Origin of the sequence: Aquabacterium sp., assembly GCF_036279655.1 — a bacterium.
Taxonomy (GTDB): domain Bacteria; phylum Pseudomonadota; class Gammaproteobacteria; order Burkholderiales; family Burkholderiaceae_C; genus Aquabacterium.
The window spans coordinates 1-15,927 of the sequence record NZ_DASUIT010000028.1 but is presented as its reverse complement, the minus strand read 5'-3'; the positions used below and the strand labels follow the sequence as shown (position 1 = coordinate 15,927).

Sequence of the window (15,927 nt, the reverse complement as noted above, 5' to 3'; positions counted from 1 at the left end):
TGTATCGTGCTGCCTATGCCACCCATCATCACCGTCACCGACCTGTCCAAGACCTACGAGTCCGGCTTTCAGGCCCTCAAACAGGTCAACCTGAACATCCAGCAGGGAGAGATCCTGGCCTTGCTGGGCCCCAATGGCGCGGGCAAGACCACGCTGATCAGCATCATCTGCGGCATCGTCAATGCCACGCAAGGCCAGGTGCAGGTCGGCGGTTTTGACACGGTCAAGGATTACCGTGCCACGCGCTCGCTCATCGGGCTGGTGCCCCAGGAGCTGACCACCGACGCCTTCGAGACGGTGTGGAACACGGTGAGCTTCAGCCGCGGCCTCTTTGGCAAGGCCCCCAACCCGGCGCTGATCGAGCAGATCCTCAAGGATCTGTCACTGTGGGACAAGAAGGACAACAAGATCATCACCCTGTCGGGCGGCATGAAGCGCCGCATGATGATCGCCAAGGCCCTGTCGCACGAGCCCCGCATCCTCTTTCTCGATGAACCCACCGCGGGTGTGGATGTCAATCTGCGCCGTGACATGTGGGCCCTGGTGCGCAAGCTCCAGCAGTCGGGGGTGACCATCATCCTGACCACCCATTACATCGAAGAAGCTCAGGAGATGGCCGACCGCATCGGGGTCATCAACAAGGGTGAGATCCTGCTGGTGGAGGACAAGCGCGAGCTCATGCGCAAGCTGGGCACCAAGCGCCTGACGCTGCAGCTCGATCCCCCCCTGGCGCAGATCCCGACTGCCTTGCAGGCCTACGCCCTGAGTCTGTCCGAGCAGGGCCACGAGCTGACCTACACCTACGACTCGATGGACGAGCGCGTGGACGTGACCACCTTGCTTCAGGCCCTGCACGAGGCGGGCATCCGCTTCACCGACATCCAGACCACGCAAAGCTCTCTGGAAGACATCTTCGTCAATCTCCTGAAGGACGGTTCATGAACCTCCATGCCATCCGCGCCATCTACCGCTTCGAGATGGCCCGCACCCTGCGCACCCTCATGCAGAGCATCGTGTCGCCGGTGATCTCGACCTCGCTGTACTTTGTGGTGTTCGGGGCGGCCATCGGCTCGCGCATGCAGGACGTGGAAGGCGTGAGCTATGGCGCCTTCATCGTGCCCGGCCTGATCATGCTGTCGCTGTTGACGCAGAGCATCTCCAATGCGTCCTTTGGCATCTACTTTCCCAAGTTCACGGGCACGATCTACGAGTTGCTGTCTGCGCCCGTGTCGTCGTTCGAGATCGTGGTGGCCTATGTGGGGGCGGCGGCGACCAAGTCCATCGTGCTGGGGCTGATCATCCTGGCCACGGCCGGGCTGTTCGTGCCCTTGCGCATCGACCACCCGGTGTGGATGTTGCTGTTTCTGGTGCTGACCTCGGTAACCTTCAGCCTGGTGGGCTTCATCATCGGCCTGTGGGCCGACAGCTTCGAGAAGCTGCAGGTGGTGCCTCTGCTGATCGTCACACCCCTGACCTTCCTGGGGGGTAGCTTCTACTCCATCAAGATGCTGCCGGACTTCTGGCAGACGGTGGCGCTGTTCAACCCGGTGGTCTACCTGATCAGCGGGTTTCGCTGGTGCTTCCATGGCCAGGGCGATGTGGGCCTGGAGGTCAGCCTGGGCATGACCCTGGTGTTCCTGCTGGTCTCGATGGCCATCGTGGCCTGGATCTTCAAGACAGGCTACAAGCTCAAGCGATGAGGGCTACACGCAAGGCCCCTGCGTAGTGTCAGGCGTGAGGCAAGAGGGCCATGGTGACCAGGGCCGATGCATCTTCGACCGCCCGCAGGGCATGGGGCTCCATGCGCCGCAGATGGATGAAGTCACCGGCGCCCATCAGGTGCATGCCTTCCGAGGTCTTGAACTCGATGCGCCCTTCCAGGCAGTGGACGGTGACTTCGCCGGGGCTGCGGTGTTCGCGCATGTCCTGCCCGGCCAGCAGAACGACACGGACCACTTCCAGTTGCTCGGATTTGAGCAAGGCCGTGGTGCGTGCCTCTTGAAGGCGCGGCCCCATAGGCAGGATGCTGACGACCTGACCCGATGGTGTGCGGGGTTGTGCCATGACGACCTCCTATCCGTGAGATGGGATCGGGCCAGTTTACGCCCGACGGGCGTGGCCCGCACATGAACTGGTTCTATGCTGATCGCATGAGCGCATCCAAATCATTGTTGATCGTCTACCACTCCATGACCGGCGGCACGCGCCAGATGGTCGAAGCTGCCTACGCCGGGGCCGTCCGTGAAGGGAGTGTCCAGGTCAGGCTGCTGCACGCCGCGCAGGCCGGGCCCGAGGACGTGCTGGCCGCCGATGGCCTGATCCTGGCCACGCCGGAGAACCTGGCAGCCATCAGCGGGCAGTTCAAGGACTTTTTTGACCGCAGCTACTACGCCGTGCTCGATCACGTCAACGGCCGCCCCTATGCCAGCCTGATCTGCGCGGGCAGCGATGGGCACAACGCCGCCCGACAGATCGAGCGCATTGCCACGGGCTGGCGTCTCAAGGCCGTGGCCGAGCCCCTGATCGTCTGCACGCATGCGCAGACCACGGAAGCCATCCTGGCCCCCAAGCACATCGGGGACGATGATCTGGAACGTTGCCGCGCCCTGGGTGAGGCCATGGCCACCGGGCTGGCGTTGGGGGTGTTCTAGAAGCGCACGCTGACGGCGCCCAGGCCTTCGAACATCACTTCGACAAGCTCACCCGGGTGCGCGGGCAGGACCGTCCAGGCGCCCGTGGTGATCAGATCACCCGCGCGCAGCCCCCCAGCATGTCGCGCGGCGTGGTCGACCAGCCAGGGCAGGGTCGTGAGCGGGCTGACACCCGGGTGACTGCCCCGCACCTGCCGGACCACCTGACCATTTACGCTCATCTGGCAAGCTTGCTGGCGCCAGTCGTCCAGGGTGAAGCCCGCGCAAGCAGCGGCATGGCTTTCAGGGCCGATGATCAGGCCCGCGTGCACGCCCTGATCGGCCAGTTTCCAATGGGCCGGGGCGTCCAGGCCCTGGGCCAGGCGCGTGCCGATCACTTCGACCGACACGCAGACCGAACCCAGGCAGGCCAGCACATCCTCGGCCCGATCCGGCGTGCGCGCCAGGCGGAAGGCCAGTTCGGCTTCCACCAGCACCTCGCCCTGGGGGGCGGCGTCCCAGGTGGCGGGGCTGCTCAAGACCTGGGGCAAAGGCGCGGCCGTGATCTCGGATGTGCCGCCGACCTTCCAGGCCCGGGGTCCATCGGGGAACCAGCCCAGGCGCTCGGCCACGCCCGCCTGGACGACATAGGCCTCGTCCAGGCTGAGCGCCAGTTGCTGGGGCGGTATCGGCCAGGGGATGCCGCTCTGGCGTGCGCTGACCAGGCCTTGCACGATGTCCTGGAGGTGGGCGGGGCGGGTCATGTGGGCGTGTGTGGGCGCGGGTGGCGGTGAGACGATGGTACGCCAAGGGTATCTGCGGGATGGGAGCGGATGGCGCCAACCCTAGACTCGCTGCACTTTCCCGCCGCATCCACCGCGGGGGCTTTCCATGCACACAGGAGATTTGACGTGAAGCGCACTGTTGTCCTGGCCACGATGGCCCTGTTTCAGTTGGGGGCGATGGCCGCAGAGGAGGGCACCTTGCTGTTCGAGAGCACGGGCACGAACTGCCGCAACTTTGCTATCGTGGCCAAGGTGGATGCCAAGGTCGCCCGCCAGATGGTGCCGGCCAAGTACGCGCTGCCCCGGACCGTGTATGGCCTGGTGGAGCTGGCCAGTTGCGACAGCGGCACGGTGGCCGGGCAATCCACGGGGGCTTTCAAGATCGCAGAGGCCGCCATCATGTTGCCTACGCCCCCGGGCAAGAAGGCCTTCCCCCTGGATGGTCCCACGCTCTACATGCTCTGGCTGCTGGACAACAATGAACTGCAGTCGGCCTCCAAGGTGGCTGCGGGCTACCCCGGCGGCGTGGTCGACATCCAGTTTGAGCCTCCCACCACCGGGCTGATCCGCAAGATGCGCGCACAGATCGCCTATGACGGCGGCTACAGCCTGAGCGGCGACGACATCACCCTCAAGATCAATGTCGGTAAGAAGGTGACAGACCAGTATGTCGAGACGCCCGCTGGCACCGTGCACACGGTGAACGTCATTGATTCGTCGGTGGAAGGTGGCTTCGCGATCGGTTCGGCCACCTTTGCGGAAGGCAGCGTGCTGGCCAAGTTGTTTGGCAAGACCAAGGTCTGGGGCCTGGCGTTTGGCGGGCAGGGCAATTACGTCAACACCACGACGCTCATTCCGGCGCCTTGAGGGGTGCTCACAGGCTGATCGATGCCCAACGGCGAATACGTGCGGTCAGCCGCCGTTTTTCGGCATCGTCCAGCGGCATCTGGGACACGAGAGCCAAAGCCTGTTTGGGTTCAACGTACTCGTGCTGGATCAATGCCATGCAGAAGTCACGGTCCTTGTCTCGACCTGCTGCAACCTTTGACATGAAGAGGTCCAGCACGTCCAGACAGTAGCCAACTCGATCGTTTGTGTTGGCGTTCTGTACGCGGTGCATCCAGCCTGATGGAAGGGTGGCCGTCTCTGGGCCGACACCCTGCGCGTAGTAGCCATAGGACTCATGAAATTGTGAGCCTTCCCCGATGGCTCCATCGATCTTTTCTGCCAACTCAGGGGACTGGAGCGGGTAGATGTCTGCCTCGGCCGACATCTTGAAAATGTCCTCAGGATTGGGGACTGGGCCCAGGATGGACTGGCTTCCGATGATGATGAATTCGTATTGGTCTGTCACATCACCACTGGCGCGGATGATGTGCTCAAGATCTTCGCGGTTCATGATGATGTTTCCGACGGTTCGGCATCCCCCAGCACGAGGCCCTTCTTGAGGCCGCTGATCTCGCTCAGCACGCGCTGGCGGGTCTCTTCTGGCAGCACCGTGACCAGAGGGGATGCTTGGCGTAGCTCTTGTGCACGGCGGGTTCTGCCCAAAATCTTGCGCCACTGGCCTTGGCGCAGGATGTCCTGCCATTCAATCCACAGGCCACTGGAGCGTGAGTGGCCGGAGCCCAGCCAGCGCTCAAGTGTGGCTTGGGCTTGCTGCAGCAAGGCGGGATCTGAGCGGACCAGGCGAACCGCCTCTTCGTGCAGAGCCATGCTTTGCAGGTCCTGAGCCTGGTGACGAGAGTCGTTGGTTGACACCAGAACTTGAACCGTGGGCCGCGCACGGCGCGATTGAGCAGCAGCGGTGCCCGGGGGGCCGGCCTGCATCGCGTCGCCAGCCAACAAAGCCAACTCGCCACTCACGCCCAATACCGACATGACGCGCAGATAGGTGCCGATGGACGGTCCAGGATCACCGGCCTCGACAGCGCTCAGCGTCGTTCGTGAGATACCGACGCGCTTGGCCATCTCAACGGCCGACAGCCCTTTCGCCTTGCGGAGGCGTTTGAGCCGCTCGCCGAGTTGCAAGAGCAGTTGCCGCTCAAGGACAATGGTGCTGTTGGTGGTGTTCATTTGTTCATTATGTTAGACAAATTATTTTAAAATGTCCAACAAAGTGAACAATTCATCACGTGATGATGCTCGTCACTTTGATCAGCACACCAGCCATAGGAGTCCGCGTTTGACTGTCCGGCTCAGCCGTCGACGCTGTGCCTTGCCTTGATCCCGGCATAACAGTTCGCGCACACGACCTTGAAATCGTTGAACAGGCGAAACGACGCGGTCAAGCCGCCTTCGGCCACAAAGGCGTCTTCACAGGCGGCGCACCAGCCTTGCAGATCGTCAGGGTCAGCGCTGTTTTCGACAAAGCCCAGAGGCTTGCCATGGGCGCCAACCAAGTGCTGGCAGACCACAGCGGCCACCGCAGGGCCATGTTGGTCGCAGATGACGGTGGGCGGGGTGGATGGGCTCATGGGTCTGAGTGTGCGGCACCGGGCTTGCGCATGAGCAGCCCGACAGCCAAAGAGATCAGCGCCGCAGGCACCGACGATACGGCCATGGCGATCACGAAGAAGGGATCGACATGGCCGAGGTGCAGGTAGGCCAGGGCCTGAAAGGCCAGCACCGTCGTGACGGTGGCACCGACCACTGCGAGCGTGCGGCGGGCACATTGCCGGTGCCACACGAGGGCAGAGGCAAGGGCCACAAGCAGGAAGACGATGACGGCCATGGCGGCGGTTGGCACTCTTTGGTGGGGGCGATGGTGGTGGTCATTCCCCCGAAAAACCAGCGCGCTGACGAGGAGCGGTTGACGACGGAGAGTTCTACCACGAAGAAGTCCCGATTCACCGACGCGCCCATTTTGGCTACTTGGCGGCGCTTCACTTTTTATCCTCCCCCTTACCTCCCATACAACAAATACCCCCGCCGCTGTCCTTCAAACTCCTGCAACACCTTTTGCCACCCCGCCTCGATCTCCTGAGCCGACCGCCCATCCCGGATAGCCTGCAGCGTCTGCGCTGATCCGATCATGTCCCGCGTCCGCTCCAGCTTGAAGGTCTCCGGCCACAACTGCTGCAGCGCCTGCACCAGCGCCAGCCCCAGGGCCGGCGCATCCAGCACATCCCTCTGCGTGATCCGGATCTCCACCCCCTGACACACCTGCCCCTGGTAGGTGGCCGCATCGGGGGTGAAGCTCACCGGGGTGATGCTCACACCCGGCAGGGCGCGACGGTTCAGCATCTCGGCCAGCCGGGGCCCATCGATCCAGGGCGCACCGATCCAGGCAAAGGGGCGCGGCGTGCCCCGGCCCACGCTCACATTGCTGCCCTCCACCCAGGCCGTGCCGGGGTAGAGCAGGGCGGCGCTCAAAGTACGCAGATTGGGTGATGGCGGGATCCAGTCCAGCCGGGTCTGGTCAAAGCGCATCGCGCGCTGGTAGCCTCGCATGGGCACCACGGTGAGTTGCACGTCCAGTGGCTGGCGGGTGCGCAGTTCGTCCTTGAACAAGCCCGCCAGTTCGCCCACCGTCATGCCGTGCTGCACGGGCAGGCGCGTGTAGCCCGTGAAGGACAGCCGGTCGGCGTCCAGCACCGGCCCCTTGACCTGATCGGCGCCCACGGGGTTGGGGCGGTCCAGTACCACAAAGCTTAGGCCTGCCTTGGCCGCGGCTTCCATGGCCAGCCCCAGGGTCGAGATGTAGGTGAAATAGCGCGCCCCCGCATCCTGGATGTCGAAGACGAGCACATCCAGCCCCCGCAGCATCTCCGGTGTGGGCTGACGCACCTGGCCATACAGGCTCAGCAGGGGCAGGCCCGACAATGGCTCTGTGCCCGAGGGGATGCGGCCTTCGAGCTCCCGAAACAGGCCATGCTCGGGTGAAAACACCTTGATCAAGTGCACGCCCGGGGCGTGGCGCAGGCGGTCGAGCGTGCGCCAGCCGCGTCCATCCACGGCCGTGAGGTTGGTGATCAGGCCCACACGCTGGCCCTGCAGTGCGGCGTAGTTCTGATCGCGCAAGACATCGATGCCGGTGCTGACCAGGGGCGCATCCTCGGGCCGCACGGGCGGGCGCTGCAGGCTGGCCCAGCGCGGATCGACGGCATCGAGCCGGGCCCGGCTCAGTGGCGGGGCGATGCTGGACAGCAGGGCCAGCACCTGGCGCCGCAAGGGCTGGGCGTTGCCCCGACCGTCCGGGTGCACGCGGTGGCTCAGGATCACCACAAAGCGCTTTTGAACCAGATCGATCCACAGGCCGGTGCCGGTGTAGCCCGTGTGGCCGATGAGGCCCACGCCGGGCAGGGCATCGCGATCCGGCGTGAGGGGGGCCTCCAGTTGCCAGCCCAGGCCGCGCCAGGGCGCCTGATCCAGGGGGGAGTGGGGCTGCATCAGCTCGCGCACCGTGCTGGGCCGCAGCACCGGCTTCACGCCCTGGCCGCCCAGCAGCGATTGGGCATAACGCGCCAGGTCATCGGCGGTGCCAAACAGGCCGGCATGGCCCGCCCAGCCGCCCAGCCGGCGTGCGCTGGGGTCGTGCACCTCGCCGCGCAGCGGTTGGGTGCCGCCGAAGGGCTCGGTGGGCGCGATGCGTGGCCGCCATGATGCCGGGGGCAGGAAGCGGGTATCGCGCATGCCCAGCGGGCCAAAGATGTGCCGGGCCGCATAGGCCGGCAGGGCCTGCCCGGAGACGCGCTGTACCAGCTCGCCCAGCACGATGAAGTTGATGTCGCTGTAGACCATTCGGCTGCCCGGCGGCGTGCGCGGGCGCTCGCTGGCCACCAGGGCCAGGCCGGCCCGCGTACCCGACCAGGGACGGCTCGATTCCAGCGAGGCACGCAGGCCCGAGGTGTGCGCCAGCAGATGGGCCACCGTGATCTGGCCCTTGCCCTGGGCGCCAAAGGCAGGCCAGTAGCGGGCCACCGGGGCGTCCAGTTCCAGGCGCCCACGCTCCACCAATTGCATCACGGCGGTGGTGGTGGCCACCACCTTGGTCAGCGAGGCCAGGTCGAAGAGGGTGTCCGGCGTCATGGCCTCGGGCACGGGGGTGCGGGCGCGCTGCCCATAGGCGCGGCGCAGCCAGATGTGCTGTGCATCACCCATCACGATCACCGCGCCTGGCAGGGCCTCGGCCTCGATCTGCGCACGCACGGCCGCATCCAGGGGCGACCAATCCAGCGTGGCAGGATCAGGTGCCACCGGCTGCGCCCGCAAGGCCAGGCTCACCAGCATCAGCAGTGTCCAGACCCACCCGTGCGCGCACCTTGGCATCATGGCTTGGCAGGTGGTGCCGCGTGGCGGGGTTTCAAGCCTTCGGGGCCGTAGCGGTTGCGGGCGTTCCACAGCATCCAGCCGTTGCTGCTGTTCTTCTCGGCGGCGTTGATCTGGGTGCGGATCTCGTCAGCGCCGAACACGCGGTGGTCAAAGGCATAGTCCCGAAACGCCTGCAACCAGGGCCGAAAGCGCACCCCATCCATCCCCGAGCGCTGCAGGGCGTGGCGCAGCGACAGATCCACGATCTCGAAGGCCGATTCGGTGGCGCGCGGGTAGCCCGGGATGCCCCAGGTGAAGCCCGAGGGGTAGAGCATGGGCGACAGGTAGTCGATGCGGTCGCTCAGCATTTCCAGTTGCTGGCCGATGCTGGTGTCGTTGGTGTTCCAGCAGACATAGCCAAAGATGTCGGCCGACACGAAGACGTTGTAGGGCGCCAGACGCTGACGCGCCGCATCCAGGAAGCCGGCGATGGCGTGGGTGCGCATGCTGGCCGTGTTGGGTTGCGAGAAGCGCAGCCCCGTGGCATCGGGAAAGCGCACGTAGTCGAACTGGATCTCGTCAAAACCCAGCTCGGCCGCCTCCTGGGCCATGGCCAGGGCCAGCGTCCAGGTCTGAGGGTTGGAGGGGTCGATCCAGGACAGTCCTTCGCCGTCCACCCAGGCGGCCCCGTTGGTCTTGCGCACGGCCCAGTCCGGATTGAGTGTGGCCAGACGCTGGTCCTTGAAGACGACGACACGGGCGATCAGGTACAGGCCGCGTGCGCGCAACTCGCGGATCATGGCGGGCATGTCGGCCACGGTCACCATGGTCTGCGGGATGCCGGCGGCCTGCAGCACGGCGCTGCGGTAGGGCGTGACGCCGGCATCGCCCTTGACGTCAATGACCAGGGCATTGAGCTCGGTCTGCTCGATCAGGCGCAGGGCATCACCGCGCAACTGGCCGCTGCCGATGCCATAGGCCGACAAGTACAGGGCCTTGGGCTGGATGGCCTTGAGGGGGATGCTCAATGGGTGCACGGGTCGGGTGCTCAGGCTGATGCGCTGGCGCTGGTAGCCTGGTGCGCGCAGCGAGACCACATAGGGCAGCGGCGTGCCATCAGGGATGGTCACGCTGAAGCGGCCTTCGTCATCGGCACGGCGCACCGTGTCGGCGTGCGTCACATGGGCCAGTGCGATGCCTTGCTGAGTGCGGTCATCCAGTACCGTGCCGGTGATGACAATGTCTTCGGCCCAGCACAGGCAGGCGGTGCACAGCAGCCAGAGCGCGGCCAAGCGGCGCATCCAGGCGGGGGTCATGATCGGGTCTCCTCGGAATGGGCTTGCTGGAGCAAGCGAGCCATCTGTCGTCCGCCCAGGGCATCGACCATCAGGTATCGGGGCAGATCGAACACAGGGTCAGTGAGTGATGCCGGTCGGTTGCCCAGGCCGAAGGCAGCGGCGTGGCCGGTTTGCGCGGCCAGGGCCTGCAGCCCGGCATCGCTCATGCCGAAGGGCCAGGCCAGGTGGGTCACAGGCCGGCCCATGCGCTCTTGCAGCACGGTCTTGGCGCGGGAGAGCTGGTGGCGAGCGAAGCGGTCAAAGTCCTCCGGCGTGCGCTGGCGCCGCTCCCGCACCAGGTGGGGGTGCCAGTAGGTGTGGGATTCGATGGTGCAGTGGCCGGTGTCCTGCAACTCGCGCAGATCCTCCCAGCGCATGGCATAGCGCGCGTTGGAGATGGCCGAAGGGTAGATGAACAGGGTGACGGGCCAGCGCGGGTCGCGCAGCATGGGGGCCATGGCCTCGATCACAGAACGATGTCCGTCGTCCACGGTCACCACCACGGGCCGGGGCGGCAGGCTGGGCAACTGCCCCAGGCGCCAGGCCACCAGGTCCGCCAGCGGGATGACGGTACAGCCCAGATCCTGGATGACGTGCAGGTGCTCGGCCAAGGTGCGGGTGCGCACGGTCATGCTGTCGGCCACCGTGGGGCCGAAGCGGTGGTAGGCCAGCACGGGGACCCGGGTGGCAGTGGACGCGGACACCGATGCGGGCTTTACAGGCTGCGCCAGCGCACCCCCCGACGCCACTGCCAGCGCCCCACCCAGCCAGGCGCGACGTGTCCACAGACCGGGAGGGGCAGCGAGGTCGCGCAGTGGGGCGGGTGCGGAGGGCATGACCTTGATTCTGGGGGATCTGTCCGTACTCGGGAGGCCTTGTTGCGCTCTTGCGTCTGTGCGAGCGCATGGCAGGCGCCGTGGCATCATCGGAGTCAGACTGACCAGGAGAGCTTATGCAGCGTTCCGTTGCGGGTCGCGAGCCCGACGAAGAGCAGATCACGGAGATCGTCCCTTTCCGGGGGCTGGTCCGCTACGAGCAGCAGTTGCCGGTGCGCCAGGTGGCCTACTACCTGTGCGGCGAGATCCAGGAGCCGCAGTACTACACCGAGCTGTTCTACACGCTGCGCACGGCGTCTGAAACCGACCTGGTCTACCTGCATCTGAACTCGCCGGGTGGTGACTTCAACACCGGCTTGCAGATTGTCAACAACATCATGGCGTCCAGCGCCCGGGTGGTGACCATCCTGGAGGCGCGGGCCTATTCGATGGCGGCGCTGATCTTTCTGGCGGGCGACGAGCTGATCGTGCACGACAACTGCCAACTCATGTTCCACGTCTACTCGGGCATCTTCTCGGGCAAGGGCAACGAGCATCAGGCCCAAGTGGTGGCCGTGAGCGCCTGGTTTGAAAAGGTCATGAGCCGGCTGTGCACGCCCTTCCTGTCCGAGGCCGAGATTGACAAGATCCTCAAGGGTGCGGATGTGTGGATGGACTCCGACGAGATCCGCCATCGCCTGATGCACAAGCGGGCCGGGAGCCTGTCTCGCACCCCGGCGCGCAAGAAGCCCAAGGCCAAGCCGAAGCCCAAGGCCTGAGCCACAGGCTCAGCGTTTGTCGGTCCAGCGGTGCAGGACACCGCCGACCAGCATGGCCGGCACAAAGAGCCAGGCCTCCTGGTTGCCCGACAGCACGGTGGCCAAGGCCGGTCCCGGGCAGTAGCCCGTCAGGCCCCAGCCGATGCCGAACAGGGTGGCGCCCATCAGCAGGCGGCGATCCAGGTGGACCAGGGTGGGCAGGTGGAAGCGGTCGCCGCACCAAGGGGCGGGGCGTCGGAGCAGCCACCGAAAGGCCACCAGGGTGATGCTCACTGCGGCGCCCATCACGAAGGCCAGGCTGGGATCCCAGTCGCCCGCCACATCCAGGAAGCTCAGCACCTTGAGCGGGTTGGTCATCTGGGCCACGGCCAGGCCCAGGCCGAACAGGGCACCGGCGATCAGACTGATCAGCAAACGTGTCATGGCGGCGCCTTCAGAGTTGCACGACGTGGCGCACCACGAAGACGGTGGCGGCACCCGTGGCCATGAAGACCAACGTGGCGGCCAGCGAACGCCAGGACAGGCGACCCAGGCCGCACACGCCGTGCCCGCTGGTACAGCCATTGCCCATGGAGGTGCCATAGCCCACCAGCAGGCCACCGATGATCATCCACAGGGGTGAATCGAGCTGGCGCGGGTTGGCCGTCTGCCCGGTGAGGGCGAAGTAGGCCGTGGTCGAGCCGATCATGCCGATCAGGAAGACCACGCGCCAGACCCATTCGTCAGCCTGGCGGGTGCGCTGGCGGTCCAGCAGGGCATGGGTGATGTTGCTGATGCCAGCCAGGCGGCCGATGCCACCCAGCAGCACGACGGCAGCCAGGCCAATCAAGGTCCCGCCCACCAGTGCGGTGACGGGGGTGAACTCGCTCATGTACAACTCCGGAAACAAGATCAGGCGGCCAGCGCCGCGGGCGTGATTGTCGGGTGGATCCGGGATTGTCGACGGCGGGTTGTCCTTTGCAAGCAACTGTGACAAGCCGCCGAGATCCAGGGTCTGGGCACCAGCCTGTGCGGCGGAGCGATTCCGCTCTTGTGCAGCGCAGCACCTCCGTGAGGCCCTCGATATATCCGCTCCCAGCGTGCGCTTTGACACGCGGCGTGTGGATCGGCCTGTGCCACGCCACCCGTTTTTGTGGATAGCTGGACAGGACGGTCCACCCTGTCTGGAGGCTCTCATGAACGCTCGCACAGTTTGTTTCACCTGCGTGGCAGGTGTTCTGCTAACCCTGACGTCGGCCGCCCGTTCGGCCAGCCTGGACGAGTTCCGACGCGAGTTCGCCCAGGCGGTCTACGCAGGCTCACCCCACCTCATTCATGACCGTCAACCCCAGCCTCTGCTGCGTGCTGTGGTGGTGCTCAACATCAAGCTGGGCGAGGACAGCCGCTGGCAGATCGACGTGGCCCGCACGAACGATCAGCAGCCCGAAATGCTGCGCCGGGCCCTGGAAACCGTGGAGCGCGCGCGCCTGAACACCGTGCCCGCCGAGCTGCGCGACGAGCTCCAGCGCAACGGCATCTACGAGACCTGGCTGTTCGACAAGGATGGCAGCTTCCAGGTCAAGACCCTGGCCAAGGTGCAGCGCAGCAGCCTGTAGCACTGCGCCTAGAAGTCGTAGGCTGGGTTCTTGGGGTTGAAGGTGTCTTCATCGAAACGCGCCGGCACGATCCGCTCCAGCGCGATGCGCTCGAGCATCTCGCCGGCCGCATCCCAGGCCTCGATCTGGCGGACCAGGGGTTGGCGCAGGTCCACCAGCACCTTCACGCGGTGGGCGTAGCCTTTGCCCAGGCCTGGTGCCGCCATCCAGGTCAGTGCCACGCAACGCTCGCCCTGGAAATTGGCGACCTCGATGCGTGCCGGTGCCGTGGGCAGGCCTGCCGCCGCGCGCTGGCTGTTCTCGCGGACGATGGTGTCCACGATGAACTGCACGCCCAGATCACGGATCGAATGGTTGGAGTTGCCGCGCGCCAGGGCGCCATCCAGCGCGGTCCAGACCGAAGTGATGTTGAACAGGCCGCCCGCGTGACCCAGCATGGCGTCTTTGCGGCGGGTTTCGTCGTAGATGATCTCCTGACCGGCCTTGGGGCTGTCCTTGAGCCACTTGACGTAGATCTGACGCGGCTGGTGGCGGTACTTGATGTGGTTGAGAAAAGGCTTGCGGGTCCAGCCGTCGGCCAGGCGCTCTTCGCGGCGCATCCACATCTCGTACTCGTTGAAGGGTTGAACGCCCAGTTGCAGATAGGCAGGGATGGCCTGGGGGTGGAGCTGGCTGAAGGCAGCGATCAGCGCCTCATCCGACAAGCTCAGCAGGCCCCCTGATTTGATCCGGGCCACCCAGGCCTCGGCATCGGACTCGGCCGTGGCGGCGTGGGCAGGTGCCATCCAAACCAGCGGCAAGGCCAGAAGCAGTGCGGCGCAGAGTCGGCGAGACGCCTGGAATGTGTGAGAGATCATGGTGACTATTGTGAGAAGCCAGTGCGGTCGCCTCACCTCATGTGTCGTCAAATCCCCCCAGACACGTTGACGAGGAACGTTCTGATCTAAGGGCCGCCACAGAACCCGTAGACTTGCGGCACTGCCACTGTTGTGCAGCAGCGAGTGAGGTTGATGTGTCTGGTTCCCTGATCGTGTTTGGTCCCGCCGGGATCGTGACGACCGCCGCGCCTGTGCGCCGCGCGGTCAAGCGCCTCAAGGCGCTGGGCTTTGAGGCCCAGGTCGATGCGTCGGCCCTGCTCAAGCACCAGCGTTTTGCCGGTGACGACGACACCCGCCTGGCCGCCATCCACCGCGTGGCCGAGGCAGCGCCCGATGTGGCCCTGGCCACGCGCGGCGGTTATGGCCTGAGCCGCCTGCTGGATCGCATCGATTGGTCCCTGATCGCGCGCAGCGTCGAGCGGGGCACCGCCTGGGTGGGCTACAGCGATGTCACGGCGCTGCAACTGGCGGCCTTGGCGCACAACGCTGCCGGGCCCCAGAAGGTGGAAGAGGGCACAACGGCGGGTTTCTGGGCCGGCCCCATGGCCTGTGATGATTTTGGCCGTGACGACATCCCTGATGGTGGCGACGACGTCACCCAGGAGGGCTTTGTCGAGGCCATGACTGGCGAGCTCGAAGCCATCGGATTTCGCACCGAGGCGGGCTTTGACGGGCTGGAGACCTCCGGGCGCCTGTGGGGCGGTAATCTGTCGGTGCTGCAGGCCTTGTTGGGCACGCCGCATTTCCCCAAGATCAAGAACGGCGTGCTCTTTCTGGAAGACGTCAACGAGCACCCCTACCGCATCGAGCGCACCCTGATCCAGTTGCATCAGGCCGGCATCCTCGATCAGCAAAAGGCCATCGTGCTGGGGGCCTTCACGGGCTACCGCAAATCGCCACTGGACCGGGGCTACACCCTCAAGACCGCCATTGCCCACCTGCGCAGTCTGACCGCCACCCCCATCCTGACCGGCCTGCCCTATGGCCACGTGCCCACCAAGCTGTGCCTGCCGGTGGGCCGCAAAGTGACCGTGGTGGTGCAAGGACGCGACGTTTTCCTGATGTGGTGACCGCACAATAAGCGCCATGCATCGCCACCCGATCGAGTTTGTCTCCCTCCTGCTGGCCACGCTGGCGCTGTTCCTGCTGGCCGGCTGCAACAACAGTCCCTACCCGGACGGTGCCGCCGAGTCCAACACCCTGTACACGGCCTTCAACGAGCGCTCGCCTCGTTACCTGGACCCGACCTCGTCCTACAGCAGCAACGAGACGCCCTACACCTACCAGATCTACGAGCCGCTGTTCGGCTACCACTACCTCAAGCGGCCCTACACCCTGGTGCCCAAGGCGGCGGTGTCCGTGGTCGCGCCGCGCTATGTGGGCAAGGATGGCCAGACCCTGAGCGAATCGGCCCCGGCCGACCAGATCGCCGAGAGCATCTACGACATCCGCATCAAGCCCGGCATCCTGTTTGCGCCGCACCCGGCCTTTGCCAAGGACGCCCAGGGGCGCTATCTGTATCACGGCCTCACGCGCGAGCAGGTGGGCGATAAACGCTCCCCCTGGGAGTTCGAACACACCGGCACGCGTGAGCTCACGGCCGATGATTACGTCTACGCCCTCAAGCGCCATGCCACCACCCGCACGGCCGCACCCGTGTTCGGTGTGTTTGGCGAGTACGTGGTGGGCCTGGCCGATTACGGCAAGCTCATCCGTGAAGAAGACAAGAAGCTGCGCGCGGGCCTGAGCCCCACCAGTCGCGACAAGCCCTTCCTGGACTTCCGCCGCTGGCCGCTGGCGGGCGCCCAGGCGCTGGACAAGCACACCCTGCGCATCCGCATCAAAGGCAAGTACC

The 15,927-nt window shown here is 65.5% G+C and carries 19 protein-coding genes and 1 pseudogene; 8 read left to right on the top strand and 12 right to left on the bottom strand.

The genetic code is table 11. The features are described from left to right. Window positions 1–15 precede the first annotated feature (15 nt). Together VFW84_RS03165 and VFW84_RS03160 are read left to right on the top strand one after the other, a co-directional pair. Window positions 16–942 carry an ABC transporter ATP-binding protein gene (locus VFW84_RS03165; protein ID WP_329678982.1) on the top strand — a complete coding sequence of 309 codons (927 nt, stop codon included), beginning with the start codon at window positions 16–18 and terminating at the stop codon, window positions 940–942. Continuing rightward, complete coding sequence (locus tag VFW84_RS03160; protein ID WP_329678981.1) at window positions 939–1,700, top strand: ABC transporter permease; 762 nt, start codon at window positions 939–941, stop codon at window positions 1,698–1,700. Before VFW84_RS03165 ends, VFW84_RS03160 begins: the two co-directional genes overlap by 4 nt. Window positions 1,701–1,728: 28 nt before the next feature. Here the strand turns inward: VFW84_RS03160 and VFW84_RS03155 are convergent, their stop codons facing one another. Continuing rightward, complete coding sequence (locus tag VFW84_RS03155) at window positions 1,729–2,064, bottom strand: cupin domain-containing protein (RefSeq protein WP_329678980.1); 336 nt, start codon at window positions 2,062–2,064, stop codon at window positions 1,729–1,731. Window positions 2,065–2,150: 86 nt separating this feature from the next. On the opposite strand from VFW84_RS03155, the gene VFW84_RS03150 reads away from it, so the two are divergent. Continuing rightward, window positions 2,151–2,651, top strand: coding sequence for a flavodoxin family protein (locus VFW84_RS03150; RefSeq protein ID WP_329678979.1), 501 nt, complete (start codon window positions 2,151–2,153; stop codon window positions 2,649–2,651). Here VFW84_RS03150 and VFW84_RS03145 read toward each other — a convergent pair. Continuing rightward, entirely contained in the window at window positions 2,648–3,394 is a 747-nt protein-coding gene (locus VFW84_RS03145) for a 2-keto-4-pentenoate hydratase (RefSeq protein ID WP_329678978.1), read from the bottom strand. The two genes, VFW84_RS03150 and VFW84_RS03145, sit on opposite strands and share 4 nt — an antisense overlap. A 147-nt stretch (window positions 3,395–3,541) precedes the next feature. Here VFW84_RS03145 and VFW84_RS03140 point away from each other — a divergent pair, with 147 nt between their 5' ends. After that, window positions 3,542–4,282, top strand: coding sequence for a hypothetical protein (locus VFW84_RS03140; RefSeq protein WP_329678977.1), 741 nt, complete (start codon window positions 3,542–3,544; stop codon window positions 4,280–4,282). A gap of 7 nt (window positions 4,283–4,289) precedes the next feature. On the opposite strand, the gene VFW84_RS03135 is transcribed toward VFW84_RS03140, so the two are convergent. From VFW84_RS03135 to VFW84_RS03105, 7 genes are all read right to left on the bottom strand, one after another. After that, the gene (locus VFW84_RS03135; protein ID WP_329678976.1) at window positions 4,290–4,814 is read right to left on the bottom strand and encodes a DUF6036 family nucleotidyltransferase; all 525 of its coding nucleotides are present in this window, start codon (window positions 4,812–4,814) and stop codon (window positions 4,290–4,292) included. Further along, window positions 4,811–5,491, bottom strand: a complete 681-nt coding sequence (locus VFW84_RS03130) for a helix-turn-helix transcriptional regulator (RefSeq protein WP_329678975.1) — start codon at window positions 5,489–5,491, stop codon at window positions 4,811–4,813. Before VFW84_RS03130 ends, VFW84_RS03135 begins: the two co-directional genes overlap by 4 nt. Before the next feature lie 122 nt (window positions 5,492–5,613). Continuing rightward, window positions 5,614–5,892 (bottom strand): hypothetical protein, encoded by a 279-nt coding sequence (locus tag VFW84_RS03125; RefSeq protein ID WP_329678974.1) that lies wholly within the window; start codon window positions 5,890–5,892, stop codon window positions 5,614–5,616. Then, on the bottom strand, window positions 5,889–6,149 hold the full coding sequence (locus tag VFW84_RS03120) for a hypothetical protein (RefSeq protein ID WP_329678973.1): 261 nt from the start codon (window positions 6,147–6,149) through the stop codon (window positions 5,889–5,891). The genes VFW84_RS03125 and VFW84_RS03120 overlap by 4 nt, the downstream gene beginning before the upstream one ends. A 170-nt stretch (window positions 6,150–6,319) precedes the next feature. Continuing rightward, window positions 6,320–8,647 carry an exo-beta-N-acetylmuramidase NamZ domain-containing protein gene (locus VFW84_RS03115; protein WP_329678972.1) on the bottom strand — a complete coding sequence of 776 codons (2,328 nt, stop codon included), beginning with the start codon at window positions 8,645–8,647 and terminating at the stop codon, window positions 6,320–6,322. Between the two features lie 38 nt (window positions 8,648–8,685). Continuing rightward, entirely contained in the window at window positions 8,686–9,984 is a 1,299-nt protein-coding gene (locus tag VFW84_RS03110; protein WP_329678971.1) for a putative glycoside hydrolase, read from the bottom strand. Next, entirely contained in the window at window positions 9,981–10,841 is an 861-nt protein-coding gene (locus VFW84_RS03105; protein WP_329678970.1) for a polysaccharide deacetylase family protein, read from the bottom strand. Before VFW84_RS03105 ends, VFW84_RS03110 begins: the two co-directional genes overlap by 4 nt. 116 nt (window positions 10,842–10,957) lie before the next feature. Here VFW84_RS03105 and VFW84_RS03100 point away from each other — a divergent pair, with 116 nt between their 5' ends. Then, a complete protein-coding gene (locus VFW84_RS03100; RefSeq protein ID WP_329678969.1) occupies window positions 10,958–11,599 on the top strand; it encodes a Clp protease ClpP in 642 nt (213 codons plus the stop codon). Between the two features lie 9 nt (window positions 11,600–11,608). Here VFW84_RS03100 and VFW84_RS03095 read toward each other — a convergent pair whose 3' ends face one another. Both VFW84_RS03095 and VFW84_RS03090 read right to left on the bottom strand, forming a co-directional pair. Continuing rightward, window positions 11,609–12,022, bottom strand: coding sequence for a YeeE/YedE family protein (locus VFW84_RS03095; RefSeq protein WP_329678968.1), 414 nt, complete (start codon window positions 12,020–12,022; stop codon window positions 11,609–11,611). 10 nt (window positions 12,023–12,032) lie between these two features. Then, complete coding sequence (locus VFW84_RS03090; RefSeq protein ID WP_329678967.1) at window positions 12,033–12,470, bottom strand: YeeE/YedE family protein; 438 nt, start codon at window positions 12,468–12,470, stop codon at window positions 12,033–12,035. A 304-nt stretch (window positions 12,471–12,774) separates the two neighbouring features. On the opposite strand from VFW84_RS03090, the gene VFW84_RS03085 reads away from it, so the two are divergent. Then, complete coding sequence (locus VFW84_RS03085; protein ID WP_329678966.1) at window positions 12,775–13,194, top strand: hypothetical protein; 420 nt, start codon at window positions 12,775–12,777, stop codon at window positions 13,192–13,194. An 8-nt stretch (window positions 13,195–13,202) separates the two neighbouring features. Here VFW84_RS03085 and VFW84_RS03080 read toward each other — a convergent pair whose 3' ends face one another. Beyond that, on the bottom strand, window positions 13,203–13,979 hold the full coding sequence (locus tag VFW84_RS03080; protein WP_329678965.1) for a DUF1571 domain-containing protein: 777 nt from the start codon (window positions 13,977–13,979) through the stop codon (window positions 13,203–13,205). 227 nt (window positions 13,980–14,206) lie between these two features. On the opposite strand from VFW84_RS03080, the gene VFW84_RS03075 reads away from it, so the two are divergent. Then, the gene (locus tag VFW84_RS03075) at window positions 14,207–15,142 is read left to right on the top strand and encodes an LD-carboxypeptidase (RefSeq protein WP_329678964.1); all 936 of its coding nucleotides are present in this window, start codon (window positions 14,207–14,209) and stop codon (window positions 15,140–15,142) included. 16 nt (window positions 15,143–15,158) lie between these two features. Beyond that, window positions 15,159–15,927, top strand: a pseudogene (locus tag VFW84_RS03070) (peptide ABC transporter substrate-binding protein); the annotation flags it as partial.

Bases quoted from the DNA above. Each gene is read 5' to 3' on its own strand.
- VFW84_RS03165 (WP_329678982.1), top strand. From the start codon at position 16: ATGCCACCCATCATCACCGTCACCGACCTGTCCAAGACCTACGAGTCC.
- VFW84_RS03160 (WP_329678981.1), top strand. From the start codon at position 939: ATGAACCTCCATGCCATCCGCGCCATCTACCGCTTCGAGATGGCCCGC.
- VFW84_RS03155 (WP_329678980.1), bottom strand. From the start codon at position 2,064: ATGGCACAACCCCGCACACCATCGGGTCAGGTCGTCAGCATCCTGCCT.
- VFW84_RS03150 (WP_329678979.1), top strand. From the start codon at position 2,151: ATGAGCGCATCCAAATCATTGTTGATCGTCTACCACTCCATGACCGGC.
- VFW84_RS03145 (WP_329678978.1), bottom strand. From the start codon at position 3,394: ATGACCCGCCCCGCCCACCTCCAGGACATCGTGCAAGGCCTGGTCAGC.
- VFW84_RS03135 (WP_329678976.1), bottom strand. From the start codon at position 4,814: ATGAACCGCGAAGATCTTGAGCACATCATCCGCGCCAGTGGTGATGTG.
- VFW84_RS03130 (WP_329678975.1), bottom strand. From the start codon at position 5,491: ATGAACACCACCAACAGCACCATTGTCCTTGAGCGGCAACTGCTCTTG.
- VFW84_RS03125 (WP_329678974.1), bottom strand. From the start codon at position 5,892: ATGAGCCCATCCACCCCGCCCACCGTCATCTGCGACCAACATGGCCCT.
- VFW84_RS03120 (WP_329678973.1), bottom strand. From the start codon at position 6,149: ATGGCCGTCATCGTCTTCCTGCTTGTGGCCCTTGCCTCTGCCCTCGTG.
- VFW84_RS03115 (WP_329678972.1), bottom strand. From the start codon at position 8,647: ATGCTGGTGAGCCTGGCCTTGCGGGCGCAGCCGGTGGCACCTGATCCT.
- VFW84_RS03110 (WP_329678971.1), bottom strand. From the start codon at position 9,984: ATGACCCCCGCCTGGATGCGCCGCTTGGCCGCGCTCTGGCTGCTGTGC.
- VFW84_RS03105 (WP_329678970.1), bottom strand. From the start codon at position 10,841: ATGCCCTCCGCACCCGCCCCACTGCGCGACCTCGCTGCCCCTCCCGGT.
- VFW84_RS03100 (WP_329678969.1), top strand. From the start codon at position 10,958: ATGCAGCGTTCCGTTGCGGGTCGCGAGCCCGACGAAGAGCAGATCACG.
- VFW84_RS03095 (WP_329678968.1), bottom strand. From the start codon at position 12,022: ATGACACGTTTGCTGATCAGTCTGATCGCCGGTGCCCTGTTCGGCCTG.
- VFW84_RS03090 (WP_329678967.1), bottom strand. From the start codon at position 12,470: ATGAGCGAGTTCACCCCCGTCACCGCACTGGTGGGCGGGACCTTGATT.
- VFW84_RS03085 (WP_329678966.1), top strand. From the start codon at position 12,775: ATGAACGCTCGCACAGTTTGTTTCACCTGCGTGGCAGGTGTTCTGCTA.
- VFW84_RS03080 (WP_329678965.1), bottom strand. From the start codon at position 13,979: ATGGCACCTGCCCACGCCGCCACGGCCGAGTCCGATGCCGAGGCCTGG.